Here is a 22,336-nt window from a genome sequence, read left to right on the forward strand (position 1 = left end):
GCGGTTTATGTCGATAATCAGGCCAAGTTTGGGTGATTTAAGAGAATTCCATGGACAGCGGATCGCACGGCACCATGCCCGCCGCGCGTTGAACTTGCGCATCTTTTCGCAATCCCTGCGCCCTGCCAGAATGCGCGTAGCTGACCAAAGCCCATCAGGCGCAGTCAAGGTCAACCACCATGATACCGTCAGCGCCGCCTGCGCAAAGATCGCAAAGGCGCTGACCCAACTCTTTGTGGGTCGGGTGATCTGCATAAAGCTCCAACGCCGCGCGGTCGGTGAATCGAATGACAAACCCATCCGAGACCTGTGGCGACTTGCCCTCGAAATCGCGATTGGGGCCAAAATCGAAGGCAAGAACGCCGTCAAGCGCCCCGCTGAAGGTGGCGAGGTCCGACAGAATGGCGCGGCGGCTTTCCGGGGATGCATCGGCGCGGAAGGTGCAGAAAACACAGTGCAAGATCATGGGTCAATGTCCGGTTGGTTGGGGATTTGGGTCTGACGAGGCGCGTCAAGCGGCAGGCGGCGCACAAGAAACCATAACGTGATCCAAATGCCGCTTCCCACAAGTGCATAGGTGGCAAGGACCAGGGTCAGATCCTGAAGTGGCATCTCTCCAACAGTGCTGACATTGCGCGATGCGATCCAGAGACTGAAGGCAAAGACGATCCGGCCTGCGAAGCTCTGGATGGAAAGATAGGTGGCGCGCATTCCGTCCGACAAGAGCGGCTGGGTGGTGGCAAGGATGAAGGGGCGTGACAGGCTGTCGGGCACCATGCGCAGGAACAGGATGGTGATTGCAAGCAGACTTTGGTTCAGGGCAAGCACGGCGCACAGAACGATCTGTAGCGCAAAAGCCAGAAGCAGTATCCGTGCAAGGCCGATGCGGTCGCGAATCCGGGGTGCCGCGAACGAGGCGGCGACGGACACTGCCATCATCACACCGACAACCAGACCCGAGACCAGCGGTGCTTCGCCAGAAAGCCCGACCTGCGCGAGTGCCGCAAGGATGAAAGGTTGGCCAAACACAAACGGCACATGCGAAAAGCCGTACATCACGACGCCAAGCGCAAAAAGCCAAAGCAGGACAGGATTGCGGAATGCCGCTGCAATCGCCGCCCCGAACCCCACGGCATCGGCCTCGCCCAAGTCATGTGGGCTGTCACGCAAGCGCGATGCAAGGATCAGCATCACCACAAAGGCGGCCCCGCTGAGGATGAAGGGAAGAACCGGAACGGCGCGGGCCATGAGGCCCCCGGTCACAGCCGAGACCATGAGCGCGACAAAGGTAAAGCGCCAGAGGCGGAGTTCCTGCGCTTCGACCTCGGATTCGCGGCCTTCGGCGGCAAGGGTTTCGTAAAGCAATGAGCTGTCCGTACCCGAAGCGAACGCGATGGACGCGCCAAGCAGGACTTGGGCAAGCGCAAAGGTGGCAAAGCTGTCACCCGTCACAAAGCAGACCATCGCCGCGATGCCGGCAAAGGCCGACGCCAGAAGCGTCTCGCGACGTCCGATGCGATCGGACATATAACCCGAGGGAACCTCGAACACGGTCGTGCCTATATCGTAGATCGCATAAAGCAGAACGGCTTCGGCTGCCGACAGACTGTCCTGCAGGAACAGAAACCACGTCGCCTGCCAGAAAAGAAGGTTCTGGGCGAACTTTATCCACGCAAGCAGGGTCAGGTTTCGGGCGATGGACACGTCGACGACGGCTTTCGGGCAAAAGGCTTGCGGACAGTGTTGTGGCTAAGGCTGATGCGCGCAACCCCTTCCCCACGGGCCGCCGAGCCTCTATGTGAGCGTCATGTCTCAGAACCCGCCTTCCCTGCGCCCTGATCTGGCCCCTGCGGCCCGGATCACCGATGCGCCCCGCTCTGGCCAGCCGACGATTGGCATGGTGTCGCTTGGATGCCCCAAAGCGCTGGTGGATTCAGAGCGGATTTTGACCCGGCTTCGCGCCGAAGGTTACGGGATTTCGCCGGATTATTCCGGGGCGGACGCGGTGATCGTGAACACCTGCGGGTTTCTGGATTCTGCCAAGGCCGAAAGTCTTGACGCGATTGGCGAAGCACTTGCCGAAAATGGACGGGTGATTGTGACGGGCTGTCTGGGGGCGGAACCCGAGTACATCACCGGCGCACATCCCAAGGTTCTGGCCGTGACCGGACCGCATCAATACGAGCAGGTTCTGGATGCAGTCCATGCCGCTGTGCCGCCCGATCCCGACCCGTTCATCGACCTTTTGCCCGCAACCGGCGTGAGCCTGACGCCACGGCATTACAGCTATCTCAAGATTTCCGAGGGCTGCAATCACAAGTGCAAGTTCTGCATCATCCCCGACATGCGCGGTTTGCTGACCTCGCGCCCAGCCAAGGCGGTGCTGCGGGAAGCGGAAAAGCTGGTCGAGGGCGGCGTGCAAGAGTTGCTGGTCATATCGCAGGACACCTCGGCCTATGGCACCGACTGGAAGGACCGGGAGGAAAAGTTTCCGATCCTGTCGCTGGCCCGCGATCTTGGGGCTTTGGGCGCGTGGGTGCGGATGCATTACGTCTACCCCTACCCGCATGTGCGCGAGCTGGTGCCGCTGATGGCCCAGGGGCTGGTGCTTCCGTACCTCGACATCCCGTTCCAGCACGCGCACCCAGACACGTTGAAACGGATGGCGCGGCCTGCGGCGGCGGCGCGGACGCTGGATGAAATCGCGGCGTGGCGGGACGTCTGCCCGGACATCACGCTTCGCTCGACCTTTATCGTGGGCTATCCCGGAGAGACAGAGGCCGAATTCCAGACGCTGCTGGATTGGCTGGACGAGGCACAACTGGATCGGGTCGGCTGTTTCCAATACGAAAACGTCGATGGAGCACGGTCGAACGCGCTGCCCGACCATGTGCCGGGAGACGTCAAACAGGATCGCTGGGACCGGTTCATGGAAAAGGCACAGGCCATTTCCGAGGCCAAACTGGCGGCCAAGGTCGGTCAGCGTCTGGATGTCATCATCGACGATATTGACGAGGATGGCATCGCCACTTGCCGCACCAAGGCAGACGCACCCGAGATCGACGGCAACCTTTTCATTGATGAGCGCACCGAAGGGTTGGCCGTGGGTCAGATCGTGTCGGTCGAGGTGGACGAGGCCGGGGAATACGATCTTTGGGGCAAACTGGTTTGACGTCATGGCAGGTCAACGCCCGTGCCTTACCCTGGACCCCAAGATATGACACCCGAAAATCACAGCTTCAGTCACCTGATTTCCAAAAGCGGAACCGCCTTTGACGGTGACGGCCCGCAATTGGCCTATCGCTGGACCCATGTTCAGGGCGACGTCGACTATGTGGCCCGAGAGCTATTTGCGCTCGACCTTGATCCCGTTGTTACAGCGGCACTTTCAGCAACCGAAACCCGTCCGCGCTGTACCCCGCATGGCGATGGCGCGGTGGTGATCCTGCGGGGGGTCAATCTGATCGAGGGCGCAGAGCCGGAGGACATGATTTCCTTGCGGGTCTGGATCGAGGAGCGACATATCATCAGCGCCGGGATCCGCCCGCTGGCGGCGCTGGACGATATTGTTGCGATGGTGGCGCGTGACAGGGCCCCGGTGTCGACCGGCGATATGCTGGCCAGCATCACCTTGCGGCTGGTGGACCGGACCGACCCGGTCATCGCCGATCTGAACGAGGTGCTGGACGGCCTTGAAGACTCGTTGGAACAAAGTGATGTCGCCGAGACCCGCCGCACCATTTCGGACACGCGGCGTGTGGCGATTGCCCTGCGACGCTATCTGTTTCCACAAAGAGACGCGCTTACCACTTTGGAGGTCGAGGCGTTTGGCTGGATTCCCGAGCTTGCCAAAGGGCATCTTCGCGAAGCCGTGGACCGGTTGAGCCGCTTGTGTGAAGAACTGGACATGATCCGCGAACGGTGCCAGGTGGTTCAGGATCACATGCTGGATGTGCGCGCCGAAGCGATGAACCAGCAGATGCTGGTGTTGACCGTGGTGGCCGCATTTTTCCTTCCCATCAGCTTTCTCACCGGACTTCTGGGCATCAATGTGGGTGGTGTGCCGCTGGCGCAGAGCGAGAACGGGTTTTGGATCATCTGCGGCCTGATGGCCGTGATCGGACTACTGGAATATGTGCTGTTCAAGAAGTTCAAGCTTTTCTGAACAGGTCGATCTGCGCCCAACAGGATATCGTCAAAGGTGTGATCTGCGACCCGATGCACCTTGCCGGCCAGCCTGCGCGGCATAGGTTTGAACCATGACACAGACATCCGACACGAGGGTCTTGTTCAACGATCAATGCCCCGTGTGTTCCTTTGAGATCAATCACTACGCCGCCTATGCCAGGCGCGAAGGTCTGGCGGTCCAGTTCGACGATCTGAACGGGCCAAAGCGTGCGGCGTGGGGCATTGATGCTGATACCGCCGCGCAGCGCCTGTATGTGTTGCGCGACGGAGAGTTGACCAGCGGCATTCCGGCGTTTCTGGTGCTGTGGCGCGAGATGCCACGCTACCGGTGGTTGGCAAGGATCGTTGGACTGCCGGGGATCAGACAGGCGGCATGCGCGCTTTATGACCACATGCTTGCACCGCTGATCTACCGTTGGCACCTGCGGCGCAAGGCGCGGGGCACTAGCCCAGCAGGATAACCAACCACGCCACACCCACCGCGATGGCGGCAACTGCGACACCCGCGCTGCCTGCGTCTTTGGCGCGTTTGGCCAAGGGGTGGTCGTCGGTGGAGATATAATCAACAGCGTCTTCAATGGCCGTGTTGATCAGTTCAACCGCAAGAACCAGGACACCAAGCGCAAGGATCAGTGCGCGTTCGACAGGATCAAGCGGCAGCACAAAGGCCAGCGCCGCAGAGGCCAGGTTGGCCCAGACCCACGACCGGAAGCTGTACTCGGTCCGCCATGTTGCGACGACGCCCGACCACGACCAGATGCAGCGCTGTTTCAGACGGGCGAAGAACTCCATGCGCGATCCTTTTTCCGGGCGTGTCAGATGTTATCGAGGTAGTGGCGGACACAATCCTGAACATGGCGAAACCGGTCGCCACCCAGATGTTTGCCGCCGTACCAGCGGGTCACAACGATCACATGATCGGTCAGACGCTCGCGTTCCAGCATTTGCAAAATGATCTGCCCAGCCCCACCTTCACCATCGTCATTCTTGAGAGGGACGCCATCGGAAAACACCACCGCCCATGTGTTATGCGTGGCCTTTGCGTATTTCTTGGTGCGTTTGAGGTCCTTGAGAAAGGCCAGAGCCGCCTCGCGACTGGCCGCAGGACCGCCGCTCACCGCGTATTTGGAGCCGCGATCCGATATGACGCCTTCAAATTTGTTCATCTTCCAGATGCAGTTTCATATCGACAAGCACCTGTTGCAGCGCGAGGGTTTCGCGCAGAAGGCGGCGGGCCTCATTCGCGCTGATCACGCCGTCGGCAATGGACTGGTGGTATTCGCCCATGAGCATTGCAAACCGTTGGCTGAGCGCAACCACATCCGAATTGACGCCGCCCTTCTTGGCGGTATTACCCCGGCGTTCGTCAAAGGAGAGGGTGATGCCGTTCAATTCGGCGAGCGCCGAGGTGACATGAGGATAGCTTGACGCCTGTTCGAGCGCGGCAACGGCATCGACCGGGATAAAGCGGTCTGCGTGTTCATCATGATCCGCGTAATACCGACCCAATGTGGCTTTGGATTTGCCGGTCAATTCGCACGCGCGTTCGATCCCGACATCCTTGACGAGAAGCTCTGTATGTTTTTTCAGATACGGACCAAACGTTGGCATCACTCACCCCTTCACTGCTTCCCAACACCATGGGAACCTTACTGTCTCTTTCCCCTGACTTTGATCGTAATGCAATGCGACAGGTAAGCGAGACCCGAAAGTGTCGGGCGCAAGGCACACCGGGCCCGGCCCGGACCTGGGATGCGCAGTCCGGTCGTTGGCACGGTGCGTGACTTACGCCGTGTTGCATGTCGCCACTTACGGACAGCGGCAGCGCATCCCGTTTTTTACCACCCTTGCGCGGATCGGTCCGTTGCGGCACATGGCTGTTCATGGCCAAGCTTTATTTCAATTACTCCACCATGAACGCGGGCAAATCGACCCTGCTGTTGCAGGCTGCGCACAACTATGAAGAGCGCGGGATGTCTGTCTATCGGATGACCGCCGGTTTTGATGATCGCGCGGGCAAGGGGCAAATCGGATCGAGGATCGGCTTTTCGCGCGAGGCGGACTCATTCTTTCCCAATGACGATCTTTTTGTGGGGATCGAAGCGGTGATGGCCAAAGCCGACCTCGCCTGCATCTTCATCGACGAAGCACAGTTTCTGACGCCGGAACAGGTGTGGCAGCTGGCCCGCGTGGCGGATGATCTTGGCGTTCCGGTGATGGCCTACGGTCTGCGCGTGGATTTTCGCGGGCAGCTTTTTCCGGGGTCGGCAACTCTTCTGGCGCTGGCGGATTCCCTGCGGGAGGTGCGTACGATCTGCCATTGCGGGCGCAAGGCTACGATGGTGGTGCGGCAGGACGATCAGGGCAATGTTCTGACCGAAGGCGCGCAGGTGCAGATTGGTGGAAACGAGACATATGTGAGCCTGTGTCGCAAGCATTGGCGGCAGGTCACCGGCGCGCGTTGAGGCAAAAAGTTCCATGCGGTTTCAAAAATAATTCGCGGAACGCAGAGTGCGTGGCTTGGTTGTTGTCCCAGAAGCAATTGAGCCAAGGAGGCTACCATGAACAAGCTATTTGTAAGCGCACTCGCCCTGACAATCGGAACCACCGGCGCATGGGCTGAAAGCCATTCCAACAGCGCCATGTCCGATGACACCAACATGACCGAAACGACCGACACCGCGATGAACGACACCACATCTCTGGACGATCGGGCCAACCTGATCCGCACGCGCGACATCACGGGTGGTACGGTCTACACGACGAACGCGGCCAATGACGAAGGTTGGTCGATGGATACGATCCACACCGAAGCCAGTGCTGACTGGAACGATATCGGTGAGATCGAAGACATCATTCTGAACAAGAGCGGCCAGATGATTGGCATCGTCGCCGAAGTGGGTGGTTTCCTGGACATCGCCGACAAGCATGTGATGATCCCGACCGAGAACGTGAACCTCGTCGCCGTCGACAATCGCAGCTATGCCATCCTGACCCGGTTCAACGAAGAAGAACTGGAATCGATGGAATCGGTTGATGAAGGTTTCTGGAACTAAGGCAGTGCCATACATGCGAAATCGGGGGCCGAATGGCCCCCTTTTTTGTGGCTGCTTCAGGCGCGCTGGATGAGGACAGAGCCTACTGAATACCCCGCGCCAAAGGAACAGATCACACCACGGTCCCCAGGTGTCAGATCATCGGAGTACTTTGAGAACGCGATGATTGATCCAGCGGATGATGTATTGGCATAGTCCTGCAGGATGTTGGGCTGTTCCCCGGGTTCCGGCGTGCGACCCAACACCTTTTTGCCGATGAAGTCATTCATCGTTTTGTTCGCTTGATGCAACCAGAGACGTTTCAGGCTGTCGGCACTCCAATCGGTATCGTCCAGATGGCCAAGGATATGAGCCGAAACCATCGGCAGAACCTCTTTGAAGACTTTTCGGCCGTTCTGCATGAACTGCATGTCTCGGCGGTCTTCCATCTGGTCGCGGGTACGGCGCAGGAAGCCGTTGTTATTGCGGATATTGTTCGAGAATTCGGTCGCGCAGCGGGTGCCGTGAATCGTGAAATGCGGGCCTTTGGCATTCGTGCTGGGTTCGATCACCACCGCGGTCGCCACATCACCGAAAATAAAGTGGCAATCCCGGTCCCGCCATTCCAGATGCGCCGAACAGATTTCCGGGTTCACCACGATGGCGCATGTGACCGATCCCGACCGCACCATGTCAGCGGCTGCCTGAATGCCAAACGTGGCCGAGGAACAGGCCACGTTCATGTCAAAGGCAAAACCCCCGGCGCCGATCAGGCTTTGGATCTCGACTGCAATCGCCGGATAGGCGCGTTCGTGGTTCGAGGCAGCACAGATCACAAGGTCGACCTCGGACGCATCCCGCCCCGCCTGTAGCAACGCTTTGGCGATCGCGTCCACGGCCATTTCCGCCATGATCGACGGCGCATCATCGGCGCGGGGTGTCAGGTTTGGAAACATGCGCTCCGGGTCCAGAACACCGGACTTGTCCATGACATAGCGCTGTTCGATCCCGGATGCCGACAGGATGAATTCGGCGCTTGAATGCGGGATCGGGTCTTTGATGCCCGCCGCGATGTCATCCGCGTATTGTGCGTTCACACGGTCAGCATAGGCGTTGAACGCCACCACAAGTTCATCATTGGTGATGATGTCCTTGGGCGTGAATACACCGCTTCCGGTGATGGCGGGCTGGATCATTGCGGGCTTCCTTGTGTGTCGCGGAAACAAACTGCACCGGAACGCATTGGTCAAGCACGACGCTGCGCGATTTCGGAACCGACTTCAGCGGCGCTGCGTTGATCCTGCGAAGGAGGTAACACATGGACCGCTTATCAATCTTACTGTCGCTTCTCAGCGGCGCACTGATCACGGGTACGCTGGTAACAGCTGCCTTCTCAATGGGGTATTACAACTGGTGGGTCATTGGCGGCGCGGCAATCATAGGCTGGCTGACCGCATGGCCCAGCGCCTATTTCGTGTCGCGCCTGATCAAGGACAACGATCCAGAGTGGTCACCACACCGTGACCCGATGGAACATGGCCCGATCCCGAGACTCAATGCGAAAGAAGTCTAAACGGCGTTGGGCAGGACGTTCCCCTTGGCAAATGCGATCGCGTTATCGACCGCCATCAACCCCATCGCCTGACGGATTTCCAATGCGGACGTCCCGAGATGGGGCAAAAGCGTCACGTTTTCCAAATCGATCAACTCTTGCGGAACCTTGGGTTCGAATTCGTACACATCAAGCCCTGCACCCGCGATCTGCCCTGTCTGAAGGGCGTCGATCAAATCGCTTTCTTTGACCACATCCCCACGCGCAATGTTCACCAAGTGCGCGTGGGAATTCATCGCGTTGAACACCGAAGCATCAATCAGATGGTGCGTGTCAGCGCCACCCGGAACAGCGATCACCACAACATCGACCTGTGCGGCGAGATCCGTCAGTGCCTCAATCTGTTGCGCCGGAAACGGCAACGTCTTGGGTGACCGGTTGTAGAACCTGATCTGCATGCCAAAGCCGAAATGGGCCCGCTGTGCAATCGCTTCGCCGATGCGCCCCATCCCAACCACGCCCAGCGTTTTCCCGGACATGTGCAACCCCAAAAGCTGGGTCGGATGCCACCCGTCCCATGATCCGGCCCGCACCATCCGTTCGCCTTCTCCGGCACGGCGACAGGTCATCAACATAAGCGTCAGGGCTATATCCGCAGTGGCATCCGTCACCGCTCCGGGTGTGTTGGTGACCGATATCCCGACCTCTGCCGCTGCCTTGGCGTCGATATGGTTGTAGCCCACCCCAAAATTCGCGAGAAGTTTGCAGCGTGGGTCCGGAACGGCGGCGAAGACATCTGCGCCATATGCATCCCCCAGCGTTGGAAGCACGACGTCATAGTCGCGCAGGCTCGTCTCGAGTTCGTCGCGGGTCATGATGGCAGGGCTGTCACGGTAGGTGACATCAAAGGTTTCCCGCGCCTTGGCGATGACCGTGTCCGGCAGGTTTCGCGTGATCAGAAGTTTCAACATAAGCGCGCTCCGTTCGGGATTTCTTTGTCCGGGACAGCAAGAACGATGGCCTCGTCCGCGTCGTAAAAGCCAAGAACCAACGCTTCGGACATGAAGGGGCCAATTTGGCGGGGTGGGAAGTTGACAACCCCCATGACCTTTTTGCCCACAAGCGTCTCGGGGTCGTAATGCACCGTGATCTGGGCCGAAGATTTCTTGATCCCGATCTCGTCCCCATAATCAACCCACAACTTGATCGCGGGTTTGCGCGCCTCGGGAAACGGTTCGGCGCGGGTGACCGTGCCGATACGAATATCCACCTTCATGAAATCGTCGAACGTGATTTCAGCCATTTGCAAGCTCCTTTGACCGCTTGGTCGCCGCGTCGATGGTCCTGGCGATCAGCGGCGGCAGACCCGTGTCGTTGTCCATCAGCACCTCCAGCCCCGCCTGCGTCGTCCCGTTCGGGCTGGTCACGTTGACCCGCAACTGGCTGGGTGTCTCGTCTGCCTGCATCGCCAATGCACCAGAGCCCGCAACGGTCGCCTTGGCGAGCGTCATCGCAAGTTCGGGATCAAGCCCCTGTGCCTCGCCGGCATGGGCCAGACATTCGATCATGTGGAACACATAGGCCGGACCAGAGCCGCTCAGGCCCGTGACAGCGTCCATCTGGTCTTCGGTCTCGAGCCGTACGGTCTGACCAATGGCAGACAACAGCGCCTCGGCCATCTGCAACTGATGTTCGCTGACATGGTCATTGCCGATGATGGCGGTGATGCCCTGCTTCACGGCAGCCGGCGTGTTGGGGATCGACCGAATGACCGGGGTCTTGTCGCCCAGCATCCCTTCGAAGGTGGCGATGGTGATACCCGCCGCAACCGACAGGAACGTCGTGTCACCATTGCCCAGGGGTTTCAATGTGGGCAGCGCGTCGCGCATGATCTGTGGTTTCACTGCAACCAGAACAATTGCAGGGCTCTCGGGCAGAGCGTCGTTCAGATGCACACCCTGCGCCTGCACCCAGTCCGACGGGTTCGGATCCTTCACGAAGACCGAACCTGGCGGCAATCCTCCAGCCAGCCAGCCTTCGAGCATGGCCGACCCCATCTTGCCGCAGCCCAGAAGAACCAGGCCCCGCTTGGCGATATCGGAATTCTGCATAAATGCCCCCATTTCTTGCGTCGGGGGCAAGTGTTACGCGCGCCCGTAGGCCTCTGCAATGGCGACCTGAAGCGCGTCCTTGGGATCGCGGTTGCCCCAGACAACCAGTTGAAACGCCGGATAATACCGTTCCGCGCTCGTCACGGCACAGTTGATCATCGTGTCGATCTGGTCTGCGCTGGCGACATTGCCACCCGCCAGCACCAGGCCATAGCGATAGACCATCAGCTTGGCCTCTTCCCAATAGGTAAAGGCTCCGGCCCAGCATTGGTCATTGACCGCATTGAGGCTTTCCATCAACGCGGGCATTCGGTCCTTCGGCGGTTCCATGTCGAAGGTGCAGATCAGGCGCAGGGTTTCGTCATAGGGAGACCAGGCCAGCGTGATGGAATAGGTCCGCCATTGGCCTTGCACCGCCATCGCAATCTGATCTTCTGTGATGCGGTCAAAATCCCATTCATGATGTTCAGCAATGTGCTCCACGATGTCGATGGGATGAATATCATCTTCAAGATACTGCTCGGACAGGGCCATAACGCCGCCTCCTGTTGCCTGTGCGGCGCGGGCTGTTTCGCCTCAACCGCTCGGTGCCTGCTCTAGGGACTGCGGTTTCTCCGTCATCCCCTACCGCATATGCTGCATGGGCTGGCGCCCTGCGTAAAGCGCTAAATGGGGGATAACCGCAATAAGTTGTGGAGAAGTCCACCCAATGCGGTGAGCGCGAATAGTTCCACTATCTGTGGGTAAAATCACCGGAAAACCGACAGGCGCATTCGTCAGCAGGCGTATCTGGCGCTGTTTGGCAACAATCACAGGGCGACGGCATAGAAAATTCCAAGGCAACCCCGTGACTGTTTTTTCAGCACGCTTGGGCTGCGCGCACGGATTGCCTGCTTCTCTGGTTCAAAAATATCCCGGTGGACTCCGCCCAAGACGGCAGAGGGCAGCGCCGCCACCTCTTTCCGTAAACGGATAGAGGACGATGCGTCGACGCATCGTCCTCTGGTCGGATTGGCAAGCCAATTCGAAATCAAACGCCTCAGTTCAGCGACGACATGAAGGCGTTCACCTCGGTAAGCGAGATATACTGCTTCTCGTCAATGCCACCTTCCGAGAAACCCCAGGTGACAGCAGGAGCCGACACATCGCCGTTCTTGTCGAACAGAACGTTGCCCGTCGCCCCCTGATAAGACACGCTTCCGCCGCCATCGAGCACGTCTTTCGCCTGCGCGAACCCGGCCGCATCCGCCGTGACCGGCGTGCCGTTCGGATCAGTGATCATGCCGATCTTGGCGGCAATCTCGGACCCGGATGCGTCCTTGCCCGCCGCGTGCATCGCCATCAGCGCAATCATCGTCGCGTCATAGCTGTTGGCCAGACCCGGACCGTTGGGTGGTCCGTCGAAACGGGCGGTGTAAGCGTCGACAAAGGCCGAAGCCGAGTCGGTGCGCGGCGAGGATGTATCGGTGCCGGTGAAGTTGCCCAGGTACTGCATCCCGACATTGTCGCGGAATTCGTCCGAGCGCAGCGCATTGGCGGCGATCATGTTCTGCGTGCCGCCCAGCGACAGCCATTCCCGCACGACCTGCGTGCCTTCCTTGGGATAAAGTGCCATGTAGATCGCCTCGGGGCTGTCCTTGAGCGCCTCGGTCACTTCCGCGCGATAGGACGCCTGCGCGTCGTTGATGGCGATGAAGGCAGTCACTTCGATGCCAAGCGACTCAAGATCCTCGGCAACCAGCTTGCCGATGTCCTGGCCCCAGTCGTCGTTCTTGTAAAAGACCGCAACCGACTTGTAGCCCTCGTCACGGGCCACCATAGCACCGACCGCCGCCTGCACACCCGACGTGGCGAAGGTGCGATAGAACAGACCGCCAGTCTTTCCTTCCTCGGCCAGCACGGTGAAAGCAGTCGAGGACGAGCAGCACGACATCTGCAACACGCCCGCAGGCACAGTGACGGAGGTCAGGATCGGCATCGACACACCCGAAGACACCGCCCCCAGCAGAAGCTGCACACCGTCCAGATCGACCAGCGCCTTGGCTGCATCGACGCCGACCTTGGGATCGGTCTGGGTGTCACGCAGCACCATCTCGATCTGGCAACCGGCAACGCCGCCGGTCTCGTTGGCGATATCCACAACATATTGCGCAGTGGCGGCGATGGGTTTGCCCCAATCGACGGATGTGGGCAGCACGGCGCCGATCTTGGTGGTGCATTCCTGCGCAGACGCTGCGCCGCCAAGGGTCATGACCCCCATGGCAAGGCCCAGTGCAAGGGCCATGTTCCTTAGTCCAGACATTCCTAGTCTCCCTGTTATTATCCTTTGGATCGCGCCGATTGGGACACGACCAGTTTTTCCGGGAACAGCCCCTGTGGTCGCCACATGAGCATTCCGACAATGACAAAGCCGATCAGCACGAACTGGATCGACCCGGTGTAAAGCTGCACATCCAGTGGAGCAAAGCGGGACAACGCCCATCCGCTGGCTGTCCACGCCCCCCAGATCAGAAACGTTCCCATCACGGCCCCCTTGTTGTTGCCCGCGCCGCCGACGATCAGCATTGCCCAGATCTGGAATGTGAGGATCGGCAGCACGTCCTGCGGGCTGATGAAGGCATAGAAAGTAGCGTAGAGTCCACCAGCAAGGCCCATGATCACCGATCCTGCAACAAAGGAGGTCAGGCGAATGCGGGACGGCGATTTGCCCAGCGATTGTGCGGCCGTCTCATCTTCGCGGATTGCGCGCAAAAGCCGCCCGAAAGGTGACTGGATCAGCCGTTCGAGGAACAGGTAGGTTCCGATAAGCAGGACAAGGACAAAGCATAGAAACAGAGCGTTGTAGGCAAAGCCATTGCCCAGCGTGTCACGCAAGGGTCGCTCGAATCCGCGAATGCCCTGCGCCCCACCCGCAAGCCAGGAGGCGTTGCGCATGAAGTTCTCGAAAGCGACGGCCACGCCGAAAGTTGCGATGGCAAGGTAATCATGCCTGAGCCGCAGCGTCAGCAGACCGACAATCCACGCCACAAGACCCGCGATCACCATCCCGCCCAAAAGCGCCATCAGGTACGGAAGTTCGAACCCGCCGAGTTGGTTCGCCTGCGGGCTACCGCCCAGGATCAGGGTGCCATAAGCCCCCGCCCCGAAGAACGCGACAACGCCGCCGTTGAACAGCCCCGTATTGCCCCATTGCAGGTTCAGTCCAAGCACCGCGATGGACAGGATCGACGCAACCGTGACGAAGAACACCAGATACGAAAGAACGCCGATCATGTACGTTCTTCCCCGAACAACCCGTGTGGCCGGATGATGAGCACGGCAAGAATGATAAGGAACGGCACCGCCGGGCTGTATCCCGAGGGCAGGATCACCAACGCGAGGTTGGATGCCAGACCGACCAGGAACCCACCCAGAACCGCGCCGTAGATGCTGCCGATGCCACCGACGATGGTGGCGGCAAAGATCGGCAGGACAAGGTCGCGGCCAAGGACCGGGTTGATCTGGTTGGTCAGCCCGTAAAACACCCCCGCCGCCGCAGCCAGACCTCCGCCAATCAGCCAGATCAGCACGATGATGCGGTCCAGATTGATCCCCGACACCTGAGCTAGGCTGGGATTTTCCGCCACGGCCCGCAAGGAATACCCGAAGGTGGTGCGCGACAGGACCAGATGCAGGATGACCATGATCAGAAGGGCGGCAATCAGGGTAAAGACCTGATCGGGTTTGATCAAAAGGAAGGGATCGCGGCTGACCACGATGGCGAAGACGATATCCTGACTGTAGAGTTTGGGGTTCAGCCCGAAGATCAGTCCAAGGATGTTGCGAAGGATCATCGCGACGCCGAAAGACGCAAAGACCATCGACAACTCACCTCCCTTGGCGCGGACCCGTTTGAACACAAGCCTGTCGATCAAGACCGCCGAGAGGCCTGTCAACGCCATCGAAATCAGGATCGCGGCGCATAGCGACCAGGTCAGGCTTAGTGGCTGGATCGCAGAAGACAAAGCCGGGTAGATTGCCGCGAACAACCCATCGAACACCAAGGCGACGTAGGCTCCGATCGACAGCAATTCGGCATGCGAGAAGTTGGCAAAGCGCAGCATATGCATAGCCATGGTCAGCCCAATCGCCCCGAGCGACAGGATCGAGCCGACCAGAACGCCATCGACAAGGTTCTGGATCATGCCGTCGCCACGCGTTTGCCGCCGAGATAGATCTGGCCCACCACCGGATCGTTGACCAAGTCCTGCGCCGCGCCATCGACCTGATTGCGGCCATCGGCAAGGATGTAGCAGTGATCCGCCAGCCGCAGCGCCTGTTTGACGTTTTGTTCGACCAGCAGGATCGTCACGCCCCTTTCGGTCAGGGCGCGGGCATATTCCAGCACCTCCTGCGCCGCCTTGGGGGACAGTCCCGCAGAGGGTTCATCCATCAGGATCACCGAGGGGTTGATGGCCAGCGCCATCGCCACCGCAAGGAACTGACGCTGGCCGCCAGACAAGGCGCCCGCTTTCTCGGTCTGTTTGTCGGCCAGCGCCGGAAATTGGGTAAAGAGCGCGTCCCGACGGGTGGCAGCGTCTTGACCCGCGTTTCGCAACACAAGGTCGAGGTTCTGACGAATGGTCAGTGACCGGAAGATGTTGTCGGACTGCGGAACATACGCCACGCCCAATGCACCCATCGTGTCGGTACGGGGGTTTGTGATCTCTTTGCCGTTCAGGAGCACGGAACCGGAAGACACGGGCACCAGCCCGGCAATCGCCTTGATCAGGGTCGATTTACCCGCGCCATTGGGACCGATGATGACCGTCACTTTCGCCGTCTCTGCGATCAGCGACACACCTTTGAGGATCGGCAGGTCGGGAACATACCCCGCGACGATTTCCGTGGCGACCAGAGCATCCGTCATTCGACCTGCGCCCCCAGATAGGCGTCAAGCAGAACGGGATTGTTCTGCGCATCCTCGGCGGTGCCTTCGAACATGACCTTGCCTTCGGCCAATGCGATCACCGGATCGCAGTGCTGCATGACGAAATCCATGTCGTGCTCGATGATGACGAATGTCTTGCCATCGCGGTTCAACTCTTCGATCTTTTCGATCAGCAGCTTGGTCAAGGTTGGATTCACCCCGGCGGCAGGTTCATCCAGCAGGATCAGTTTGGGTTCACCCATCAGAATGCGCGCCAGTTCAAGGAGTTTCATCTGCCCGCCGGAGATCTGACCGGCAGCCTGATCCGCGAGTGGGGCGAGGGTGACGAAATCCAGAACCTCGTTTGCGCGTTTGCGGATGGCGGTTTCCTGTTCACGCATCCTGGCCGATTGGAAAAACGGCCCCCAGAGGCGCTCTCCGACCTGCGCCATCGGAGAAAGCATGACGTTCTCCAGAACGCTCATCTTGGCAAACGGGCGGGGGATTTGAAAGGTGCGGCCAAGGCCAAGGGAAAAAAGCGCGTCAGGCGAGAACCCGGTGATGTCCTGACCGTCAAGCTGAACCGTCCCGCTGGTGGGTTTGAGCATACCTGTCAGCACATTGAAAAGCGTCGTCTTCCCCGCACCATTGGGACCGATCAGGCCAGTGATCGTTCCGGGATGAATGGCAAGCGACACGTTATCGACAGCGCGAAAGTCACCAAAGTCCCGGCTGATCCCGCATGTGCGCAGAATGGGTTCAGCCATGTGCGCCATGCACTGCGTCGTTTGGATTGGCGTTGAGGTTGTATTTCATGATCCGTCCATGGCGGCTGGTCCGGTCGCCTTCCAGGGAATAGACATCGCCGCCGGGACCATTGGCCTGATCCAGAACCGCGTCCAATGTGGCGTGATCTTCGCCGTCCAGCGCGAAAGCGAAGGTTTGAAGCGTTTGCGGCAGGTGCCGGGCATACCGCGCGCCCACGATGCTTGCCGCGACCTGTGGCTGATCGAGCACCCAGCGCGTGGCAACCGCCGAAAGGGAGACTCCGTGTTTGTCCCCCACGGCCTTGAGCGTCTTCAGAAGCGATTGGAACCGGTCCCATGGGCCGAATTCGTCAATGATCAGGCGGTACTTGATCAGGCTGCGGTTTTCGAACTGGAAGCCGGGGTCTGGTTCGCCCAACCATTTCTCGGTGATGAACCCCCCGGCGAGCGTTCCGTAGCAGATCAGGTGCACGTTGTTGTGTGCTCCCCAATCGCTCAGCCCATTTGCAGGGCGGCGGTCAAGCACGGAATACTGTACCTGTGCCGAGGCGATATCGAAACCGGCATCGACAAAACGCTGCATCGCCTGCCGGTCCCAGTTGGTGGTACCAAGGGTCTTGATCTTGCCCTGTTTTTGCAAATCTCTGAGCACATCCAGCGCGTCAACCGCGTTGCCCAAGGCCAGATCCCACCAGAAGAACTGCACCAGATCAAGTCGATCAATCTTGAGCCGTTTCAGGGACCGGTCGACAATTGCCGTCACTTCGTCCGGGCGCAGGTCGGCAAGACAGGTGAGGTCAGGCACCAGTTTGGTATGGACACAGACACGATCCGCCACCGATGCGCCGCGGCGGCTGCGCAGGTCAGCGATGAAATCCCCGATCATCTCTTCAACGCCGGTATAGATGTCGGCGCAGTCAAACGTGAACAGACCCGCATCGACAAACGCTTCCATGTCGCGGATGGCCTGCGCCCGATCCACCGGGCCATGATCACCCGCCAATTGCCACCCCCCGCGGATTACTCGGGAAACGGTGTGGCCTGGGCGCAGGTCGGTGGTTTCAACGCTCATGTGACCTCTTTCCAATAAGGCGTGCCACGATCATCGGGCAGACCAGTTGTCTCTGAATGGCTGAATTCCCGCTTGCCAAGGCGGGTGACGCGAAAACGGCCGCCGCAATTGGGATCGGGACAGGCAATCTCGGCATCGGTGGACATCCAGTCATTGGGATGTGTGTCCCGCTGTTTGGCGGGCAAAAGAGGGAGCAGCGCGGCGAGCGCGTACATCGACACTTTCTGCTGATCCTCGAAAACCAGCAATTCGCCTTCCACACGAAAACTCTCGCCTTCGACATGACGGCAGACAGAGGTGCGATCACCGACCACCGTTTCCACGCGCAAGTCATAAAGCCAGAAGCGATCTGCGTGTTGCGCCGCGCTCATGTTTCCGTCGATGTCCTTTTTGGCGCAGTGTCGCGCTGTTACCCCGTTGTGAACCACATGGTTGCGGGGTTCTTTAAGGGTTGTCAAACCGGTTCAAGGCGGCAACTCATGTCGCAGCAGCCAAAAGGAACGCCCGTGACCCAGCCTGACAGCATTGCCCTGAGTAAAGACCTGACGATCCGCCGCGCGTTGGTGGGGTTATGGCAGGTGGCCGATATCGAGAAGGACGGGGACATCATCGACCCCGAACTGGGCGCGGACCACCTGCAAGCCTATGCCGAGGCGGGATTTGATACCTTCGACATGGCGGATCACTATGGAACCGCAGAGATCATCACAGGCGCATTGTTGAAGCGTGGGGTGGACGCGAAAGTCTGCACCAAGTGGTGCCCGGTGCCCGGACCCATGACGGCGGACGTGGTGCGGGCCGGAGTGAAGGATCGGCTTGACCGGCTGGGGGTGGAACGGGTCGATCTGTTGCAGTTCCACTGGTGGAGCTTTGAACACCCTGCGTGGCTGGATGCGTTGCACGAGATGGCAAAGCTGCGCGAGGAAGGGCTCATTGGGGAGATTGGCCTGACCAATTTCGACGCGGCGCATCTTCATCTGGCGCTGGCTGACGGGATTCCGATTGTCAGCAACCAGGTGCCGTTCTCGCTTCTGGATCGGCGCGCGGCAGGCCCCCTGTCTGCGGTCTGTGCGAAATGGGGTGTGAAACTTTTGGGATATGGCACGTTGCAAGGCGGGTTCCTGTCCGAGAAATGGCTGGGCCAGCCTGAACCGGCCGAGATCACCGACTGGAGCAAGATGAAGTACAAGCGCTTCATCGACACGGCAGGCGGATGGGACGTGTACCAGACCGTGCTACAGGCGGCTGCGGATGTGGCAGCAAAACACGGGGTGTCCGTGTCAAACGTCGCAACGCGTTGGGTGCTTGAGAATGACGCGGTGGCGGGTGTGATTATAGGCGCGCGATTGGGTGAGGCGCGGCACACTGCGGACAATCTGAAACTGTTCCGGTTTTCCCTCGACGCGGAAGATCATGCACGCCTGAACGCGGCCTTCGACATGACCAAGCCCCTGCCCGGCGATTGCGGCGACGAATACCGCAAACCACCTTTCCTGACAGCGAGCGGCGATCTGAGCCATCACCTTGATACAATGCCTTTGGCCGTGACGGTTGAGGATGTGCCGGGGCGACCGGGCGAACAGCGGGTGCTGTCGGGCAGCGAATGGGAAGATATCGCGGGCTATTGCCGGGCGCATCGGATCGGCGACCGTATTCTGGTGTCGGGCACAACGGCCACTGCCGGGCTGAACCGCGCCGTCGCGCCGCAGGACGCGGGCGCACAGACAACGTTCATTCTCGACAAGATCGGGGCAGCTCTGACGGCGCTTGGCGGAACGCTTGAGGATGTAGTGCGCACGCGCGTTTACTTGAGCGATGCAGACGACGTACTGGCCGTGTCCCGCGCGCACGGGCGGGTGTTCGGCGCGATCAAACCCGCCAATACGTTGTTCCAGATCGGTCAGTTGATCGGGGATTACACCGTCGAAATCGAGGCCGAAGCAATCGTCCGGCCCCAAATCTGAGCGTTACTTCTGCACTGCTTCAAGCGCATCGAGGCGCGCTTTGAGCACTTCGTTTTCTTCGCGTGCCTTCTGCGCCATGGCGCGGACGGCGTCGAATTCCTCGCGGGTCACAAAATCACGGTCAGCCAGCCAGCGATCCACCAAGGATTTCATGGCGGTTTCCGCCTCGTCTTTGGCCCCCTGAGCCACGCCCATGGCGTTGGTCATCAGTTGCGAAATGTCTTCGAATACCTTGTTACGGGTCTGCATGGATGTCTCCAGTCGTTGCTTGACCTCTATATGGGCCGCGCACCCCGACTGCACAAGGTTGACTTCGTCACAAGCCGCAGGGCAGGTAGCGCGCATGAACACTGGCTTGCCCTTTCCGAACATATCTCCCGAGCTTTTTTCCATCTCGCTGTTCGGGATGGAATTTGCGCTGCGTTGGTATGCTCTCGCCTATATCGCGGGCATCCTGATCGGGTGGCGGATTGCGGTGATGGCGGTCAAACGTCCGCAGCTTTGGCGCAACGACACCCCGCCGATGCGGCCGGAGCAGGTGGAAGAGCTGCTGACCTGGGTGATCCTGGGCATCATTCTCGGCGGGCGGCTTGGGTTTGTCCTGTTTTACCAGCCCGGCTATTATCTTGCGAACCCAACCGAGATCCTGGCGATCTGGCAGGGCGGCATGTCGTTTCATGGCGGCCTTTTGGGCGTGATCGTCGCGGCATTGATCTATTGTCAGCGCGCCGGAATTGCGTTGCGCCCCACGGCTGACATGATGGCGCTCGCCACGCCGCCGGGGTTGCTGCTGGGCCGCGTTGCGAATTTCATCAACGCAGAACTGTGGGGCCGACCGACGAACATGCCCTGGGGCGTAATGTTCCCGGGTCAGGCCGCACAATCCTGCGGGCAGGCCATTGGCGAGGTTTGCGCCCGTCATCCATCGCAGCTTTATGAAGCGCTATTGGAGGGGCTTCTGCTTGGTGCAGTGCTTCTGTGGCTGGCGTTTCGCGACGGCGCGCTGAAAACACCGGGCAAGATTGTTGGCCTGTTCATCGCCGGGTATGGCGCGGCACGTTTTCTGGTCGAGTTCTTCCGCCAACCCGATGTGCAGTTCGTGACGACGGGCAATCCCCTGGGGCTCGCCTGGCATGTGGGTGGATACGGGTTGACGATGGGGCAACTCTTGTCGATTCCAATGATCCTGATTGGTCTTTACCTTTGGACAAGCGCCCGTCGCGCATGACTGCCTTGGCTGATATCCTGCGCAAGCAGATCACGACGACAGGGCCACTCACCTTGGCGCAGTACATGTCGGCCTGCCTTCTTCATCCCAAACATGGATATTACATCACGCAGGACGCGTTCGGCGTCGACGGTGATTTCACCACTGCGCCCGAAATCAGCCAGATGTTCGGTGAGGTGGTTGGCCTTTGCATAGCACAGGCCTGGATGGATCAGGGTGCGCCGGAGCGGTTCGCATTGGTTGAGCTTGGACCCGGTCGCGGGACGTTGATCGCGGATGTGATGCGCGCAACACTCCAGGTGCCCGGCTTCCACACGGCTGCCACGTTTCACCTTGTCGAAGCGTCGCCCCGGATGCGGGACTTGCAAGGCGCGGCGTTGCCCGCACATACCCCTGTCTGGCACGACACCGCCGAGAGCCTGCCGGATGACGTGCCGATCTTCGTGATCGCCAACGAGTTTTTCGACGCCTTGCCGATCCGTCAGTTTCAGCGTGACGCGAAAGGCTGGCGCGAAGTGATGGTGGGGCTGTCCGGCAGTGGTGCCTTGCAGCGCGGTCTGAGCGATGCCGCCCCGATCGACGCCTTGCAACACCGGCTGAACAACACCAAACCGGGCGCACTGATCGAGACCTGTGCGCATGGGACGGCGGTTGTGGATGCCCTTGCCCGCCGGATTGCGACACAAGGAGGCATGGCGTTGATCATCGATTATGGCGGGTGGCGGTCTGACGGCGACACATTCCAGGCGGTCCGCGCGCATCGTTCGGTTGATCCGTTTGCCGAACCGGGCCGGGCGGATCTGACGGCCCATGTGGATTTCGAAGCGTTGGCCCACGCCGCAACTCTAGCAGGCTGCGAGGCAAGCCAGCTTACCCCCCAGGGCGTTTTTCTGGAACGTCTCGGGATCACGCCCCGCGCCCAGGGTCTGGCCAAGGGTTTGAGGGGGTCCTCTCTGGACGCCCATGTTTCCGCACATCGACGGTTGACCCACCCCGACGAAATGGGTTCCTTGTTCAAGGTGCTGGGACTCTATCCCGGCAATGAGTCACCTCCGCCCGGACTGGACCCATGACGCTTGAGATCATTACGTCGGACAGCCTTGGCCCCCTGCGCCACGGATTTTTTACGCGCCGAGGCGGCGCGTCTTCCGGTGTTTTCGCCGGCTTGAACTGCGGCACCGGTTCCTCCGACCAGTCCGAGATCGTTTCCATCAACCGTACCCGCGTGGCGGAGGCAATGCAGGTTCCCGTTGATCATCTGGTCACTGTTCACCAGACGCATTCTGCCGATGTTCATAAGGTCGAAGGCCCGCTGGCCGATCACAAGCCAAAAGCCGATGGTTTGGTCTCGAACACCCCCGGGGTGGCTTTGGGCATATTGACGGCCGACTGTCAGCCGGTGCTTTTTGCCGACCAGGAGTCCGGTGTGATCGGTGCCGCCCACGCAGGATGGCGCGGTGCGTTGGACGGGATTCTGGAAACCACTGTCGATGCCATGATTGGTCTGGGT

At 59.8% G+C, this 22,336-nt stretch carries 28 protein-coding genes; 10 read left to right on the forward strand and 18 right to left on the reverse strand.

The window, feature by feature from the left end; all coding sequences use genetic code 11:
* Nucleotides 1-154 precede the first annotated feature (154 nt).
* A complete protein-coding gene (locus ACTIEN_RS01700; RefSeq protein ID WP_439521370.1) occupies nt 155-466 on the reverse strand; it encodes a Dabb family protein in 312 nt (103 codons plus the stop codon).
* The gene (locus tag ACTIEN_RS01705; protein WP_439521371.1) at nt 463-1,704 is read right to left on the reverse strand and encodes an MFS transporter; all 1,242 of its coding nucleotides are present in this window, start codon (nt 1,702-1,704) and stop codon (nt 463-465) included. Before ACTIEN_RS01705 ends, ACTIEN_RS01700 begins: the two co-directional genes overlap by 4 nt.
* Before the next feature lie 103 nt (nt 1,705-1,807).
* Between ACTIEN_RS01705 and rimO the strand changes: the two genes are divergently transcribed.
* From rimO to ACTIEN_RS01720, 3 genes are all read left to right on the forward strand, one after another.
* Entirely contained in the window at nt 1,808-3,172 is a 1,365-nt protein-coding gene (rimO, locus tag ACTIEN_RS01710; protein WP_439521372.1) for a 30S ribosomal protein S12 methylthiotransferase RimO, read from the forward strand.
* Between the two features lie 45 nt (nt 3,173-3,217).
* Nucleotides 3,218-4,165, forward strand: coding sequence for a zinc transporter ZntB (locus ACTIEN_RS01715; RefSeq protein ID WP_439521373.1), 948 nt, complete (start codon nt 3,218-3,220; stop codon nt 4,163-4,165).
* A gap of 94 nt (nt 4,166-4,259) precedes the next feature.
* Entirely contained in the window at nt 4,260-4,649 is a 390-nt protein-coding gene (locus tag ACTIEN_RS01720; RefSeq protein WP_439521374.1) for a thiol-disulfide oxidoreductase DCC family protein, read from the forward strand.
* Here ACTIEN_RS01720 and ACTIEN_RS01725 read toward each other — a convergent pair.
* From ACTIEN_RS01725 to ACTIEN_RS01735, 3 genes are read right to left on the reverse strand one after another with little or no spacing between them, the layout of a single operon-like run.
* Nucleotides 4,633-4,980: a diacylglycerol kinase gene (locus ACTIEN_RS01725; RefSeq protein ID WP_439521375.1), complete on the reverse strand. Its 348-nt coding sequence runs from the start codon at nt 4,978-4,980 to the stop codon at nt 4,633-4,635. The genes ACTIEN_RS01720 and ACTIEN_RS01725 overlap by 17 nt on opposite strands.
* Before the next feature lie 23 nt (nt 4,981-5,003).
* Complete coding sequence (locus ACTIEN_RS01730; RefSeq protein ID WP_439521376.1) at nt 5,004-5,354, reverse strand: YigZ family protein; 351 nt, start codon at nt 5,352-5,354, stop codon at nt 5,004-5,006.
* Nucleotides 5,341-5,799: a hypothetical protein gene (locus ACTIEN_RS01735; protein WP_439521377.1), complete on the reverse strand. Its 459-nt coding sequence runs from the start codon at nt 5,797-5,799 to the stop codon at nt 5,341-5,343. Before ACTIEN_RS01735 ends, ACTIEN_RS01730 begins: the two co-directional genes overlap by 14 nt.
* Nucleotides 5,800-6,071: 272 nt before the next feature.
* Between ACTIEN_RS01735 and ACTIEN_RS01740 the strand changes: the two genes are divergently transcribed.
* Both ACTIEN_RS01740 and ACTIEN_RS01745 read left to right on the forward strand, forming a co-directional pair.
* Complete coding sequence (locus ACTIEN_RS01740; RefSeq protein ID WP_439521589.1) at nt 6,072-6,653, forward strand: thymidine kinase; 582 nt, start codon at nt 6,072-6,074, stop codon at nt 6,651-6,653.
* A gap of 96 nt (nt 6,654-6,749) precedes the next feature.
* Complete coding sequence (locus tag ACTIEN_RS01745; protein WP_439521378.1) at nt 6,750-7,244, forward strand: PRC-barrel domain-containing protein; 495 nt, start codon at nt 6,750-6,752, stop codon at nt 7,242-7,244.
* A gap of 56 nt (nt 7,245-7,300) precedes the next feature.
* Here ACTIEN_RS01745 and ACTIEN_RS01750 read toward each other — a convergent pair whose 3' ends face one another.
* On the reverse strand, nt 7,301-8,419 hold the full coding sequence (locus ACTIEN_RS01750; protein WP_439521379.1) for a beta-ketoacyl-ACP synthase III: 1,119 nt from the start codon (nt 8,417-8,419) through the stop codon (nt 7,301-7,303).
* A gap of 122 nt (nt 8,420-8,541) precedes the next feature.
* Here ACTIEN_RS01750 and ACTIEN_RS01755 point away from each other — a divergent pair, with 122 nt between their 5' ends.
* A complete protein-coding gene (locus ACTIEN_RS01755; protein ID WP_439521380.1) occupies nt 8,542-8,796 on the forward strand; it encodes a hypothetical protein in 255 nt (84 codons plus the stop codon).
* On the opposite strand, the gene ACTIEN_RS01760 is transcribed toward ACTIEN_RS01755, so the two are convergent.
* From ACTIEN_RS01760 to ACTIEN_RS01810, 11 genes are all read right to left on the reverse strand, one after another.
* Nucleotides 8,793-9,746, reverse strand: a complete 954-nt coding sequence (locus tag ACTIEN_RS01760) for a 2-hydroxyacid dehydrogenase (protein ID WP_439521381.1) — start codon at nt 9,744-9,746, stop codon at nt 8,793-8,795. The two genes, ACTIEN_RS01755 and ACTIEN_RS01760, sit on opposite strands and share 4 nt — an antisense overlap.
* The gene (locus ACTIEN_RS01765; RefSeq protein WP_439521382.1) at nt 9,740-10,078 is read right to left on the reverse strand and encodes a tRNA-binding protein; all 339 of its coding nucleotides are present in this window, start codon (nt 10,076-10,078) and stop codon (nt 9,740-9,742) included. The genes ACTIEN_RS01760 and ACTIEN_RS01765 overlap by 7 nt, the downstream gene beginning before the upstream one ends.
* Entirely contained in the window at nt 10,071-10,886 is an 816-nt protein-coding gene (gene proC / locus ACTIEN_RS01770; RefSeq protein WP_439521383.1) for a pyrroline-5-carboxylate reductase, read from the reverse strand. Before proC ends, ACTIEN_RS01765 begins: the two co-directional genes overlap by 8 nt.
* A gap of 33 nt (nt 10,887-10,919) precedes the next feature.
* A complete protein-coding gene (locus ACTIEN_RS01775) occupies nt 10,920-11,420 on the reverse strand; it encodes a YbjN domain-containing protein (RefSeq protein ID WP_439521384.1) in 501 nt (166 codons plus the stop codon).
* A 505-nt stretch (nt 11,421-11,925) separates the two neighbouring features.
* Nucleotides 11,926-13,188 carry an ABC transporter substrate-binding protein gene (locus ACTIEN_RS01780; RefSeq protein WP_439521385.1) on the reverse strand — a complete coding sequence of 421 codons (1,263 nt, stop codon included), beginning with the start codon at nt 13,186-13,188 and terminating at the stop codon, nt 11,926-11,928.
* A gap of 17 nt (nt 13,189-13,205) precedes the next feature.
* A complete protein-coding gene (locus ACTIEN_RS01785; RefSeq protein WP_439521386.1) occupies nt 13,206-14,159 on the reverse strand; it encodes a branched-chain amino acid ABC transporter permease in 954 nt (317 codons plus the stop codon).
* Nucleotides 14,156-15,070, reverse strand: a complete 915-nt coding sequence (locus ACTIEN_RS01790; RefSeq protein ID WP_439521387.1) for a branched-chain amino acid ABC transporter permease — start codon at nt 15,068-15,070, stop codon at nt 14,156-14,158. The genes ACTIEN_RS01785 and ACTIEN_RS01790 overlap by 4 nt, the downstream gene beginning before the upstream one ends.
* Nucleotides 15,067-15,795: an ABC transporter ATP-binding protein gene (locus tag ACTIEN_RS01795; RefSeq protein ID WP_439521388.1), complete on the reverse strand. Its 729-nt coding sequence runs from the start codon at nt 15,793-15,795 to the stop codon at nt 15,067-15,069. Before ACTIEN_RS01795 ends, ACTIEN_RS01790 begins: the two co-directional genes overlap by 4 nt.
* A complete protein-coding gene (locus tag ACTIEN_RS01800; RefSeq protein WP_439521389.1) occupies nt 15,792-16,562 on the reverse strand; it encodes an ABC transporter ATP-binding protein in 771 nt (256 codons plus the stop codon). The genes ACTIEN_RS01795 and ACTIEN_RS01800 overlap by 4 nt, the downstream gene beginning before the upstream one ends.
* A complete protein-coding gene (locus ACTIEN_RS01805; protein WP_439521390.1) occupies nt 16,555-17,634 on the reverse strand; it encodes an aldo/keto reductase in 1,080 nt (359 codons plus the stop codon). The genes ACTIEN_RS01800 and ACTIEN_RS01805 overlap by 8 nt, the downstream gene beginning before the upstream one ends.
* Nucleotides 17,631-18,005 (reverse strand): TIGR04076 family protein, encoded by a 375-nt coding sequence (locus ACTIEN_RS01810; RefSeq protein ID WP_439521391.1) that lies wholly within the window; start codon nt 18,003-18,005, stop codon nt 17,631-17,633. The genes ACTIEN_RS01805 and ACTIEN_RS01810 overlap by 4 nt, the downstream gene beginning before the upstream one ends.
* Before the next feature lie 108 nt (nt 18,006-18,113).
* Between ACTIEN_RS01810 and ACTIEN_RS01815 the strand changes: the two genes are divergently transcribed.
* Nucleotides 18,114-19,598 carry an aldo/keto reductase gene (locus tag ACTIEN_RS01815; protein WP_439521392.1) on the forward strand — a complete coding sequence of 495 codons (1,485 nt, stop codon included), beginning with the start codon at nt 18,114-18,116 and terminating at the stop codon, nt 19,596-19,598.
* Between the two features lie 3 nt (nt 19,599-19,601).
* Here ACTIEN_RS01815 and ACTIEN_RS01820 read toward each other — a convergent pair whose 3' ends face one another.
* On the reverse strand, nt 19,602-19,847 hold the full coding sequence (locus ACTIEN_RS01820) for an accessory factor UbiK family protein (protein WP_439521393.1): 246 nt from the start codon (nt 19,845-19,847) through the stop codon (nt 19,602-19,604).
* Nucleotides 19,848-19,941: 94 nt separating this feature from the next.
* Here ACTIEN_RS01820 and lgt point away from each other — a divergent pair, with 94 nt between their 5' ends.
* The 3 genes from lgt to ACTIEN_RS01835 all read left to right on the forward strand — a co-directional run.
* The gene (gene lgt, locus ACTIEN_RS01825) at nt 19,942-20,826 is read left to right on the forward strand and encodes a prolipoprotein diacylglyceryl transferase (RefSeq protein WP_439521394.1); all 885 of its coding nucleotides are present in this window, start codon (nt 19,942-19,944) and stop codon (nt 20,824-20,826) included.
* Nucleotides 20,823-21,899, forward strand: a complete 1,077-nt coding sequence (locus tag ACTIEN_RS01830) for a class I SAM-dependent methyltransferase (protein WP_439521395.1) — start codon at nt 20,823-20,825, stop codon at nt 21,897-21,899. The genes lgt and ACTIEN_RS01830 overlap by 4 nt, the downstream gene beginning before the upstream one ends.
* Nucleotides 21,896-22,336: polyphenol oxidase family protein (locus ACTIEN_RS01835; protein ID WP_439521396.1), on the forward strand; the 441-nt coding region annotated here is incomplete at its 3' end. The genes ACTIEN_RS01830 and ACTIEN_RS01835, both read left to right, overlap by 4 nt.

This window comes from Marivita sp. (assembly GCF_051859345.1).
GTDB lineage: Bacteria > Pseudomonadota > Alphaproteobacteria > Rhodobacterales > Rhodobacteraceae > Marivita.